This window comes from Nitrosospira sp. NRS527 (assembly GCF_018406445.1).
GTDB classification, from domain to species: domain Bacteria; phylum Pseudomonadota; class Gammaproteobacteria; order Burkholderiales; family Nitrosomonadaceae; genus Nitrosospira; species Nitrosospira briensis.
Genome location: NZ_AP024515.1, coordinates 891898 through 903855 on the forward strand (window position 1 = coordinate 891898; position 11958 = coordinate 903855).

The window sequence follows — 11958 nt, forward strand, 5'->3', positions numbered from 1 at the left end:
GAAGTGTACGGTTTTTGGGGCGCAGGGTGGAGCAGTGCCTTTCGTAGGAAGGTGCGACCCCGAAGCGGGATGCGGGCGCCTCCTTGTGTGTGGAACGCGATCACGGCATCCCCTGCGCTGCCTGCCCCGCTTCGCGGATCCCTTCGGGTGACGCTTCGGGGCGCCGTTCCATTCCAAGGAGTTGCAACGCAGCCATGCGCCGCAAAAACTGTGCAATTCACCCCGTAGCGCCCTCCCGGAAGGTGAGCGTCAAGTATGTTATTAATCATAACACTGATCTATTAAATGAGCAGTCAACTACCGGATTTAGGTTAAATAGTCTGCAAGAGATGCAGTACGGGTTTCAGTTTCATATCCTCCACTTCTTTTTTTAGCGCGATCATATCCCACAAGTCATTATCGGGAAGATCCAGCAATATCTCAAATTGCCGGAGTTCGGCTTCATCCAGTTTAGCGTAATACGCATCCATAAACCGTTGCAGCACGATATCCAGTTCCAGCAGGCCACGACGGCAACGCCATCGAGCGCGCTCCAGTTTCCTCATACCGTTCTTTTAACCATCATGTCTTTGATCCGCCCGATGGCGCTGGTGGGATTCAATTCCTTGGGGCATACGTCCACGCAGTTCATGATGGAATGGCAGCGGAACAGGCGGTAGGGGTCCTCCAGATAATCCAGGCGCTCGGCTGTCGCCTGGTCGCGGCTGTCGGCGAGAAAGCGGTATGCTTGCAATAGCCCGGCGGGGCCCACGAATTTATCAGGATTCCACCAGAATGAAGGACACGCAGTGGAGCAGCATGCGCAAAGAATGCATTCGTATAGTCCATCCAGCTTTGCCCGGTCTTCAGGCGATTGCAACCGCTCGGTTTCCGGAGGGGGATCGTTGTTGATGAGGTAAGGCTTGATCGAATGATACTGCTGGAAAAATTGCGTCATATCCACGATCAGGTCGCGTATCACGGGGAGCCCTGGCAATGGCCGCAGTTCCACGGGCTCTTTCAATCCAGCCACTGGAGTAATGCACGCCAGTCCATTGCGCCCGTTGATATTCATTCCGTCCGATCCACATACCCCTTCCCCGCAGGAACGGCGCAAACTCAAGCTGTCATCCACGGTTTTTATCCGGATGAGCGCATCCAGCAGCATCCTGTCGGCCGGTTCCAGCGCGACATCATAATCCTGCATATAAGGTTTTTCGTCCTTGTCGGGATCGAAGCGAAAAATGGAGAATTTCATAGTCTGTTAACCTTTCAGTGGATGTGAGCGAGCATCGGGCGCTACTCTTGCGATTCGCAGGAGATAACACATCGACGCTTCCTCATCATCCGCGATAAAAAAAGCCGCAAAACAACCCGACCAGTCCCGGAAAGACAATTGAGGCCGTCCGATCGGTCTTTACTCGATAGGAATGACCGGTTTTGCATCCCATATCTTGCTGGCATATTGCATGATGGTATGATCACTGGAAAATTTACCCATGTTGGCAATATTCAGAATTGCCTTTCGTATCCACTCGTCCTGGTTCTGGTATGCGATTGCGACCTTTTCCTGGCAAGCGATGTAAGCGGCATAATCCGCCAGCAGCATGTACTTGTCGCCGCCCTGCAAGAGAGAATCTACAATGGGTTTAAAACGGCCCGGCTCACCCACCGAAAAAAAGCCCGAAGCGATCATGTCCAGCGCCGTCCGCAATTCGGCGTTATCGTGGTAAAAATCCCAAGGTTGATAACCCTTTGCTTTCACCTCGGCGACCTCTGCCGCTGTGAGGCCGAATATGAATATATTATCCTCTCCGACCTCGTTGCGGATTTCGATATTTGCGCCGTCCAGGGTGCCGATCGTGAGTGCGCCATTCAATGCCAACTTCATGTTCCCGGTACCGGACGCCTCCGTACCTGCTGTTGAAATCTGCTCGGAGAGGTCCGCTGCCGGAATCATTTCTTCCGCGGTCGATACGTCGTAATTGGGTATGAATACCACTTTCAGACGCTCCGCCACCTTTGGATCATTATTGACGACATCGGCGATATCGTTGATAAGCTTGATGATGAGCTTGGCAGTGGCATAGCCGGGTGCCGCCTTGCCCCCGAAAATGATGGTACGCGGAACGTACTGGGCATTTCTATCCTCGCGAAGGCGGTTATAAAGCGTCACGATATGCAATACGTTGAGAAGTTGCCGTTTGTATTCATGGATCCGTTTGATCTGGACGTCGAACAGCGAATCAGCGCTGATATCAATATTGTGCTTATGCTTCAGCATGGTTACGAACCGCTCTTTGTCCGCCCGTTTCACGTCAGCAAACTCCTTGCGAAAAGAAGCGTCGTCGGCAAGCGGAATCAGATGTTTCAACTGACTCAGGTTCTTGACCCAGCCAACGCCGATGCGCGAAGTGATGAGTTCGGCCAGCCGCCGATTGGCCTGGTTCAGCCAGCGGCGCGGCGTGATACCGTTGGTGATATTGATGATCTTGCCGGGAAAAAACCTGTCGAAATCCGCGAATATGGTCTGCTTCATCAGTTCGGTATGAATTTGTGCTACCCCGTTCACCTTATGGCTGCCAACAATGGCGAGATGTGCCATGCGGACCCGCCTGCCTCCTTCCTCATCAATGATGGACATGCGGCGCAGTATCGCGGTATCGCCGGGATATCGGTGCATCACATCCTTCAGGAAGCGGCGATTGATTTCGTAGATGATTTGCATATGGCGCGGCAAGACATTCTCGAACAGGGTGACTGCCCACGTTTCGAGCGCCTCGGGCATCAGCGTATGGTTGGTGTAGGCGAAAGTGCGGACCGTGATATCCCACGCTTTTTCCCAGTCGAGACGGCGCAAATCCACTAATATGCGCATCAGCTCCGGGATCGCGATGGCGGGGTGCGTGTCATTCAACTGGATCGCGACTTTATCCGGAAGGGCATCGAAATTGGTCTGGTATTTGTTATAGCGATGGAGAATGTCATGCAGCGAAGCGCATACGAAGAAGTATTGCTGTTTCAGGCGCAGCTCGCGTCCCATTGCGGTGGTGTCGTCCGGGTAGAGTACTTTGGACAAATTTTCGGAATCGTTCTTATCCTCCACCGCTTTGACATAATTGCCCTCGTTGAAGTAGCGTAATTCGAAATCGCGCGTCGCCTTCGCAGACCATAAACGCATGTTGTTGACGGTATGGGTGCCATAACCGGGGATGGGGGTATCAAATGCCATTGCCATTACGTCATCGGTATCGATCCAGTGGTAGCGCGATATGTCATTCTCATCTTCATATTGAACCACATGGCCGTGAAATTTGACCTGATGCAACACCTCCGGGCGGGGGAACTCCCAGGGGTTGCCATAGCGTAACCAGTTATCCGGATGTTCCACCTGCCTGCCGTCCTCGATACGCTGCGCAAACATGCCGTATTCGTAGCGAATGCCATAGCCGTAACCCGGAAGGCTGAGCGTCGCCATGGAATCGAGGAAGCAGGCAGCGAGACGCCCCAGGCCGCCGTTTCCCAAGGCGGCATCCGGCTCTATTTCACGTACGTCGTCCAGATCGATCCCCAATTCACTGCACGCCTCACGGAATTGCTGATCAAAACCGAGATTGTGTACGCTGTTCATCAGGGTGCGCCCCATCAGGAACTCCAGGGAGAAGTAATAAACCCGTTTGGTGTCATTGATGTAATAGCTGCGCATGGTCTCCATCCAGCGGTCGATCAGGCGGTTGCGCACCATGTAGGCCGCAGCAAAGAATCTGTCGCGATTGGTGGCGGTAATCGTGTCTTTACCTACCGAATAGATCAAGCCGTTGGAAAGAGAGTGTTTGACTGAATCCGTGTCGAGACCGACTTTTTCATGTTCAAAGATGGAAAGCTTTAAGGGATTATTCATGATTTATCCTGTTAGGTTTACGATAAATACAAAGACGTCCACTAGACGATACTGCTCTCACAAAAACAGGTACGGCATCAAACAGGTACGCATCAATAAGCTTGTAAATCAGCGCCTTCGGGATCCAGTGAATGGCGCCAGAACTGATCATCACTATCAAACAGGCGATAGGTACCTCGTGGTCCCCAACTGCCGGCGTTATAACCGTTGATGAAGTCGCGCTCCATCGCCCATACCTTGATGATGGGATCGACTGCGCGCCAAGCCCATTCCACCTCATCAATACGAAGAAATAATGAATGGTCACCCTGCATCACATCCAGCAGCAAGCCCTCGTAGGCGTCATGCTCCTGGTCGCTTTGCTTGCGGTAGGTGGCATCCAGGCTGATGGTGCGAGTCGTCAGATCAAATCCCGGCACCTTGACCTGAATTTCCATTTTTAAGGAGTCATTGGGCTGAATGCCCAGCATGATCCAGTTCGGGCGCGATGACTCATGATGCTCCTGGTGCATGCGGCGCAGCAAATCCTGGGGCGGCCTCTTGAAGCGGATACAAATTGCAGAACTGTTTTCCGCCATGCGTTTGCCGGTGCGCAGATAAAACGGCACGCCAGCCCAACGCCAATTGTCGATGAACAGTTTCAGCGCGGCATAAGTTTCCGTGGCGCTGTCCGGCGCCACACCAGGTTCATCCACATAGGCGGGAACAGGTATGCCATCAATGGTGCCGCTGGTATATTGCCCGCGAAAGGCATGCGCATGTACCGAATTCTGCGTGATTGGCCGTATTGCCTGCAGCACTTTTACTTTTTCGTCCCGCAGATGTTCCGCGGCCAATGTTACCGGCGGTTCCATCGCCACGAGAGCAAGCAACTGCATCAGGTGGCTCTGGATCATGTCGCGAAGCGCCCCGGCCCCCTCGTAATAATCAGCGCGCCCAGCAATGCCCAGGGTTTCCGAATGTGTAATTTGCACATGGTCGATATAATGATTGTTCCATATCGGCTCCAGCAATATGTTGGCGAAGCGAAATACTATTACGTTTTGCACCGTACCCTTGCCCAGGTAGTGGTCGATGCGGTAGATTTGCGGCTCATTCAAATGCCGGTACAGGCTTCCCTGCAAAGTCTGCGCACTCAGCAAGTCATAGCCGAAAGGCTTTTCAATGACTACGCGGCACCAGCCTCTCTGCTGATTCAGCAACCCTATCACGCCGAGCTTGTCGATAATCGCCGGAAACGCTGAAGGTCGAACAGCCATGTAAAACACGGTGTTGGGTGGGAACCCCGGTGTTTCTTCCAACACTTTCTTTAATCTGAGATAAGCATCGCCGTTGGTGGGGGAGTTGGGATGATAATGCAGCCGGGCACGAAAACGCTCAAAGGCCTGCTCATCGATGCCGTCAGCAAATTTCGACTGAAGCATCTTCGCCACCTCTTCGATCCACTGATCATTGCTCCACGGTTCAAGGCTGCAACCGAGTATTGCCATTTTATCCGGCAAGCGCCCGGCCACGTCCAGTCGAAACAGCGCAGGAATCAATTTGAGCCGCGACAGGTTCCCGCTTGCTCCGAAGATCACCAAGACACAAGGTTCAATAGTTTTCATTCTGTATTCCCTCTTGTTTTATTGCCGGCGCCGAAAGCGGTACAAATTCTGAAACATGACTGGCGACAGCCCATGACCATTTTTGTCTTATCTGGCCATTCTTAAATGTCCCATTTATGCTGGGTTTTCATTTGACATGGGACGCGCTTGATATTCGTCATTGCCATTTGTGGTGCGTTTAAAACAAAGTAGATGCGTAATAAAATCCATAATTGAATGTTTTCGTCAATAGGTTCTCGCCTTCGGCGGGAAAGAATCCACGGTCAACGGCTTCAACCGAACCGGCTTGTAATCCAGCCGGCGGCCTTCGCTGAAATACAACGTATGCTTGAGCCACTTGTCGTCATCCCGGCTGGAAAAATCATCGCGCGCATGGGCGCCGCGGCTTTCCGTGCGCGCTTCCGCCGAAATCATGCTGGCCACAGCCACTTCCACTAAATTGTCGAGTTCCAGTGCTTCCACCCGGGCGGTATTGAATACTCTGCTTTTGTCCCTGATCTCGGTGTGTCTGGCGCGTTCGGCCACTTCTTCGATCTTTTCCACCCCCTGCCTGAGCGTGTCCGGGAAACGGAATACGCCACAATGCGTCTGCATGGTCTTGCGTAAATCGTCGCTTACTTGCGCTACGTTTTCGCCATCCTTCTGATTGTTCAGGCGGTCAAGGCGCGCGAGCGCTTTATCTGCGGCATCGGCAGGCAGTCGTTTATGATGCGGATGCCTGTTCAAATCCTCAATAATCTGGTTGCCGGCAGCGCGGCCGAAAACGATGATGTCGAGGAGCGAATTGGTGCCGAGGCGATTGGCGCCGTGTACGGATACGCAAGCGCACTCCCCCACGGCATAGAATCCCTGCACGACCTCCTCAGGCCCGGTTTTATACGGCGCAACCACTTGCCCATACAAATTGGTGGGGATTCCCCCCATCATATAATGCGCGGTAGGCACCACTGGAATCGGGTCATGGATCGGGTCTGTATGGGCAAATTTCATGGCGATTTCACGAATACCGGGCAATCGCGCTTTAATCACATCCGCACCGAGATGATCAAGTTTTAGCAGCAGATGGTCGGCATCCCTGCCGCAGCCGCGCCCTTCCTTTATTTCCATCGTCAGCGCACGCGACACCACATCCCTGCTGGCCAGGTCTTTGGCATGGGGCGCATAGCGTTCCATGAAACGCTCGCCGTTTTTATTGAGCAAATAGCCGCCTTCGCCGCGCACCGCTTCGCTGATAAGTATGCCGACTCCATACACGCCAGTGGGGTGAAACTGCCAGAATTCCATATCCTCCAGAGGGAGGCCTGCGCGTACCGCCATGCCGAGACCATCGCCTGTATTGATCAATGCATTAGTGCTGGCACTGAATATGCGGGCGCCGCCCCCGGTCGCGAACAGCGTCGCCCTTGCCTGCAGGAGCATGACATCGCCGGTTTCGATGTCCAACGCCGTCACGCCGCACACATCTCCTTCTTCATCACGGATCAGATCCAGCCCCATCCATTCAATAAAAAACTGGGTGTTGGCCTGCACATTGCGCTGGTATAACGTATGCAGCATGGCATGGCCGGTGCGATCCGCCACGGCGCACGAGCGCGTTGCCTGGGCGCCGCCGAAATTCTGTGATTGACCGCCAAATGGACGCTGGTAAATTTTCCCGCTCTCCAGGCGATCGAACGGCATACCGAAATGCTCCAGTTCATACACCACTTCGCTGGCCTGACGACACATGAATTCGATAGCGTCCTGGTCGCCGAGATAATCCGAGCCTTTCACGGTATCGTACATATGCCAGTGCCAGTTATCCTCCGTGACATTTCCGAGCGCCGCGGCAATGCCACCCTGCGCAGAAACCGTGTGGGAACGGGTGGGGAAGACCTTGGATAAGACGGCGACCTTGAGTCCCGCCTCGGATAATTGTAATGCCGCGCGCATGCCGGCGCCGCCGGCACCCACGATCACCGCGTCGAATTTTCGCTTACTTATTGTCATGCCATCTCCAAAGCCCACAAAATTTCCGCAGACCAGATCGTATAAAATATCAGGGACAGGATGACCAGTATCTGTAACGTCAGGCGAATGCCGGTAGCGTGAACATAATCCATCAGAATATTGCGCATTCCGATCCAGGCATGCCAGAAGAGGCTGACAAGAAACAGGAAGGAGGCGATTCGCATCCATCGATTACTGAATATTGCTTTCCAGGATGCTTCATCATGCGGCGGCGAAATCATTAATATTGCTGCAAGTAAAAGCGTAAAGACAACCATGACCACTGCGGTGATGCGCTGAGCCAGCCAGTCACGCAGGCCGTAATGAGCGCCGGTTACGACGCGCTTTACCATATCCACGCTGCGATCAGTAGCGTGAGAATGATCCCCACGGTCAGCACCAGCTTGCTAGTGAAGCGTGCCTGTTCCAGTTTGCCGCCATAATGCAGATCCAGCGCCAGAAAACGAATGCCGGCAAAAAGATGATGCAGGAAAAACCACAAGAAGAGTGTTAACGCGACCTTGAAAAGTGGGTTCTCCAGGAAAGATTGAAATTGAGCGTAGCCTTGCGGTGAGTTTAATATCAGGTCAAGGCCGCAAAGGAGAAGCGGAATGCCCGGAAAGAACAGCAACGCTCCGCTCAAGCGATGCAGGATCGAGATCACGGCAGGGAGGGGCTGCCTGATTTCCAGCAGATTAAGATACTTGGGACGTTTTCTCTGCAATTTTTTTCGCTCTCCGGTAGGTCGGATCCTGCCTCTACGGATTAGTGTAGACCCTTATACCGAGCGGCACAACATGAGTTCCCTCATAAATAATCCCTAAAAAAACTAAGGCATTACATTCGGATTCAGCCCGAATGTATCTTGAACGATTTTAAATTGGCAGCAGCGCGGAATATTTTTTATCCGAATTACTTGGTGTACTAAAGGTGTGCTAAAAAATCTTTTTTTTAAATCCTTCACATCGAGCGGGATGCTTGAGCATAAAATGCGAATACGAAGGAAGGTGCATTACTCATCCATTTGATGGGTGAGTTTCGGACTTCGCTACGTTGGATAAGCGTGCCGGATGCGTGTTAGACAAGCGCGTCGGATGCGTGGTAAATTCCAAGAAATTTCTTGTCCCGGCAACTCACCTACAGGAGTGCAGGAATGGATCGTCCTATTCGCATAGCGATCACGGGTGCAGCCGGCCAGATCGGTTACAGTCTACTGTTTCGCATCGCTGCGGGAGATATGCTTGGCCAGGACCAGCCTGTCATTCTGCAGTTGCTGGACATACCGCCGTCATTGCCTTCGCTCAAGGGCGTCGTAATGGAGCTCGATGATTGCGCATTCCCCCTGCTGGCGGACGTAACCATCGCCGATGATCCCAAATCCGCTTTCCGCGACGCCGATATCGCAATGCTCGTGGGTGCGCGCCCACGCAGCAAGGGTATGGAGCGTAAAGATTTGCTGGAGGCGAACGGCACGATATTCATCGGTCAGGGCAGGGCGCTGAATGAAGTTGCCCACCGCGACGTAAAGGTCCTGATCGTGGGCAATCCCTGCAACACCAATGCCTACATCGCCATGAAAAATGCGCCCGACCTGAAGCCGGCCAATTTTTCGTCAATGATGAGGCTGGATCATAATCGCGCATTATCACAAATTGCCATCAAACTGGGGCAATCGGTGGGCAGCGTAAAAAAAATGATCGTCTGGGGCAACCATTCCGCCACGCAGTACCCCGACTTGAATCATGTCGAGGTTGGCGGCAATAAGGCCACCTCCCTCATCGATGACCCTGTCTGGGTAGAAGATTATTTCATCCCTACCGTGCAGCATCGCGGTACGGAGGTCATCGAGGCGCGTGGTATGTCGAGCGCAGCAAGCGCCGCTAATGCTGCCATTGCTCATATCCGTGATTGGGTTTATGGCACGCAAGAAAATGACTGGGTATCCATGGGCATCCCTTCCGATGGCAGCTACGGGATTCCTGATGGTGTCATGTATGGTTTCCCCGTGGTATGCGAGAAGGGGGCCTACCATATCGTTCCTGATCTTGAGATCAGCGAATTCAGTAAGGAAAAAATGCAGGCTGCCTATCGGGAACTGGTGGATGAGCGGGATTCCGTGAAGCATTTATTTGGGAAGTCCGCAGCTTGATTTTTCAACGCCTATGATCATCTCCGCTGGTTCTCGTTTTCGCGCTGCGCTTGCCGAAGAGAAGCCTTTGCAGGTGGCGGGTTGCATCAATGCGTACGCAGCGCGCCTCGCGGCCCGAACCGGGTTCAAAGCACTCTATCTTTCTGGCGGCGGTGTGGCAGCGGCGTCGCTGGGCGTGCCCGATCTTGCTATTTCGACGCTGGACGATGTACTGACCGATGTGCGCCGCATCACGGACATCACCGATCTGCCGCTACTGGTGGATGTGGATACCGGCTTCGGCGGTGCTCTCAATGTCGCCCGCACGGTGAAATCAATGATCAAAGCCGGCGCAGCGGCGATGCACATCGAAGATCAGGTTGAGGCGAAGCGTTGCGGTCATCTGCCGGGCAAGATGATCGTGAGCGAGGCGCAAATGGTGGATCGCATCAAGGCTGCGGTGGACGCCAGGACCGATCCCGAGTTTGTCATTATGGCGCGCACCGATGCACTGGCGGTGGAAGGACTGCAATCTGCCATGGATAGGGCCTGCGCTTGTGTGGAAGCGGGCGCGGATATGATCTTTCCGGAAGCCGTGACTGAACTGGACACCTACCGCCAATTCGCCGCGACCGTGCGCGTGCCGGTCCTGGCCAACATAACCGAGTTTGGCGCGACGCCCCTTTACACAGTCGAGGAATTGGCCAAGGCCGACGTTTCACTGGTGCTTTATCCACTATCCGCATTTCGCGCCATGAGCGCCGCCGCCCTGAACGTGTACCGGGCAATCCGCAACGAAGGCACCCAAAAGAAGACGATCGAAGCCATGCAGACTCGCGCCGAGCTATATGACTTTCTCGACTACCATGCCTACGAGGAGAAATTGAATAGCATGTATTCCGAATCCAGAAAGCCTGAAAATGAGTAAGACCACCGAAAGCGCTCCCGCCAGAATCAAGAAATCCGTGGTGTTGTCAGGTGTGATAGCGGGAAATACCGCCATCTGTAGCGTCGGCAGAACGGGCAACGACCTGCATTATCGCGGTTATGACATTCTCGACATGGCCGACAGCTGTGAATTCGAAGAGATTGCCTATCTGCTGGTGCATGAGAAGTTGCCCACGCTGGACGAACTGGCTGCGTATAAGGAGAAACTCAAAAGCCTGCGCGATCTGCCTGTCGACGTTAAAACCATTCTGGAAGCGATTCCGGCAATCGCTCATCCGATGGATGTGATGCGCACCGGTGTATCCGCATTGGGCACGATAGTGCCGGAGGCGGAGAAACATACCGTCGAGGGCGCGCGCGATCTGGCGGACCGGCTTCTGGCCTGTCTCGGCTCCATTTTGCTTTACTGGTACCACTACTCGCACAATAATCGTCGTATAGAGCTGGCAGCTGATGAGGATTCCATAGGGGGACATTTCCTGCACTTGCTGCACGGCAAGCCACCACCCCAGTCGTGGGTGAAGGCAATGCATACTTCACTGGTGCTGTACGCGGAGCACGAGTTCAATGCTTCCACTTTTGCCGCTCGCGTGATTGCCGGCACCGGGTCCGATTTCTACTCGGCGATCACCGGCGCTATTGGCGCGTTACGCGGCCCCAAGCACGGCGGCGCCAATGAGGTTGCATTCGATATCCAGGCGCGCTATGGCAGCCCGGATGAGGCCGAGGCGGACATCCGCCGCCGCGTGGCCGATAAGGAAATCATCATCGGATTCGGCCACCCAGTATATACAAGCGGCGATCCACGTAACAGGATCATCCGGGAGGTTGCGAGGAACCTTTCAGTGGAAGCTGGCAATACGGAAATGTTCAGTATTGCGGAGAGATTGGAAACGGTAATGTGGGACATTAAGAAGATGTTCCCTAACCTCGACTGGTTTTCCGCCGTGGGTTATCACATGATGGGGGTACCGACAGCGATGTTCACGCCGCTGTTTGCGATTGCACGAACCAGCGGATGGGCCGCACATATCATCGAGCAACGGGTGGACAACAAGATTATCCGGCCATCTGCGAATTATATCGGGCCGGAGGAGCGGGGGTTTGTGCCGATTTCGGCACGGACGTAGCCGGATTGATTGGAATCCTAATTATAAGCAAGAAACAAGGAACCTCTCTGTACAAGACGCATGCAAAAGAGATATCCAGACCGAACAGGTGTAATAATAGACAACATATCAGTTCTCAAACCGTCGCGTGTAACTTCAATCCTTGCGCTTTCATTACTGCCGATGCGCATTACTTTTCTCTTCGTTATGGGTGCCTTGGTCGGCTGTACTCACTTCTCCCATTCGAACGCACCTTTTTCTCGAAAATCCGGTAGTGACTCGCCAATCGCATATCAC

The 11958-nt window shown here is 53.5% G+C and carries 10 protein-coding genes; 3 read left to right on the forward strand and 7 right to left on the reverse strand.

Translation table 11 applies throughout. The annotated features are described in order from the left end of the window. Nucleotides 1-311: 311 nt before the first annotated feature. The 7 genes from KJS40_RS04025 to sdhC all read right to left on the reverse strand — a co-directional run bounded on the left by KJS40_RS04025 (nt 312) and on the right by sdhC (nt 8200). Complete coding sequence (locus tag KJS40_RS04025) at nt 312-545, reverse strand: succinate dehydrogenase assembly factor 2 (RefSeq protein WP_213539147.1); 234 nt, start codon at nt 543-545, stop codon at nt 312-314. Next, nucleotides 542-1237 carry a succinate dehydrogenase iron-sulfur subunit gene (locus tag KJS40_RS04030; RefSeq protein ID WP_213539148.1) on the reverse strand — a complete coding sequence of 232 codons (696 nt, stop codon included), beginning with the start codon at nt 1235-1237 and terminating at the stop codon, nt 542-544. The genes KJS40_RS04025 and KJS40_RS04030 overlap by 4 nt, the downstream gene beginning before the upstream one ends. 159 nt (nt 1238-1396) lie before the next feature. Further along, entirely contained in the window at nt 1397-3880 is a 2484-nt protein-coding gene (locus tag KJS40_RS04035; RefSeq protein ID WP_213539149.1) for a glycogen/starch/alpha-glucan phosphorylase, read from the reverse strand. A gap of 92 nt (nt 3881-3972) precedes the next feature. Continuing rightward, nucleotides 3973-5487, reverse strand: coding sequence for a glucose-6-phosphate dehydrogenase (zwf, locus tag KJS40_RS04040; protein WP_213539150.1), 1515 nt, complete (start codon nt 5485-5487; stop codon nt 3973-3975). Nucleotides 5488-5712: 225 nt separating this feature from the next. Further along, the gene (gene sdhA / locus KJS40_RS04045; RefSeq protein WP_213539151.1) at nt 5713-7476 is read right to left on the reverse strand and encodes a succinate dehydrogenase flavoprotein subunit; all 1764 of its coding nucleotides are present in this window, start codon (nt 7474-7476) and stop codon (nt 5713-5715) included. Further along, on the reverse strand, nt 7473-7829 hold the full coding sequence (sdhD, locus tag KJS40_RS04050; protein WP_025040749.1) for a succinate dehydrogenase, hydrophobic membrane anchor protein: 357 nt from the start codon (nt 7827-7829) through the stop codon (nt 7473-7475). The genes sdhA and sdhD overlap by 4 nt, the downstream gene beginning before the upstream one ends. After that, a complete protein-coding gene (gene sdhC, locus KJS40_RS04055; protein ID WP_213539152.1) occupies nt 7823-8200 on the reverse strand; it encodes a succinate dehydrogenase, cytochrome b556 subunit in 378 nt (125 codons plus the stop codon). The genes sdhD and sdhC overlap by 7 nt, the downstream gene beginning before the upstream one ends. Nucleotides 8201-8629: 429 nt before the next feature. Between sdhC and KJS40_RS04060 the strand changes: the two genes are divergently transcribed. Genes KJS40_RS04060 through prpC form a run of 3 tightly spaced genes read left to right on the forward strand, consistent with a single transcriptional unit; the run spans nt 8630 to nt 11682 of the window. Continuing rightward, the gene (locus tag KJS40_RS04060) at nt 8630-9625 is read left to right on the forward strand and encodes a malate dehydrogenase (RefSeq protein WP_213539153.1); all 996 of its coding nucleotides are present in this window, start codon (nt 8630-8632) and stop codon (nt 9623-9625) included. A 13-nt stretch (nt 9626-9638) separates the two neighbouring features. After that, nucleotides 9639-10532 (forward strand): methylisocitrate lyase, encoded by an 894-nt coding sequence (gene prpB, locus KJS40_RS04065; RefSeq protein ID WP_213539154.1) that lies wholly within the window; start codon nt 9639-9641, stop codon nt 10530-10532. After that, nucleotides 10525-11682, forward strand: a complete 1158-nt coding sequence (gene prpC, locus KJS40_RS04070; protein ID WP_213539155.1) for a 2-methylcitrate synthase — start codon at nt 10525-10527, stop codon at nt 11680-11682. Before prpB ends, prpC begins: the two co-directional genes overlap by 8 nt. Nucleotides 11683-11958 lie beyond the last annotated feature (276 nt).

Bases quoted from the DNA above. Each gene is read 5' to 3' on its own strand.
- KJS40_RS04025 (WP_213539147.1), bottom strand. From the start codon at position 545: ATGAGGAAACTGGAGCGCGCTCGATGGCGTTGCCGTCGTGGCCTGCTG.
- KJS40_RS04035 (WP_213539149.1), bottom strand. From the start codon at position 3,880: ATGAATAATCCCTTAAAGCTTTCCATCTTTGAACATGAAAAAGTCGGT.
- prpB (WP_213539154.1), top strand. From the start codon at position 9,639: ATGATCATCTCCGCTGGTTCTCGTTTTCGCGCTGCGCTTGCCGAAGAG.
- sdhD (WP_025040749.1), bottom strand. From the start codon at position 7,829: ATGGTAAAGCGCGTCGTAACCGGCGCTCATTACGGCCTGCGTGACTGG.
- zwf (WP_213539150.1), bottom strand. From the start codon at position 5,487: ATGAAAACTATTGAACCTTGTGTCTTGGTGATCTTCGGAGCAAGCGGG.
- KJS40_RS04030 (WP_213539148.1), bottom strand. From the start codon at position 1,237: ATGAAATTCTCCATTTTTCGCTTCGATCCCGACAAGGACGAAAAACCT.
- KJS40_RS04060 (WP_213539153.1), top strand. From the start codon at position 8,630: ATGGATCGTCCTATTCGCATAGCGATCACGGGTGCAGCCGGCCAGATC.
- prpC (WP_213539155.1), top strand. From the start codon at position 10,525: ATGAGTAAGACCACCGAAAGCGCTCCCGCCAGAATCAAGAAATCCGTG.
- sdhA (WP_213539151.1), bottom strand. From the start codon at position 7,476: ATGACAATAAGTAAGCGAAAATTCGACGCGGTGATCGTGGGTGCCGGC.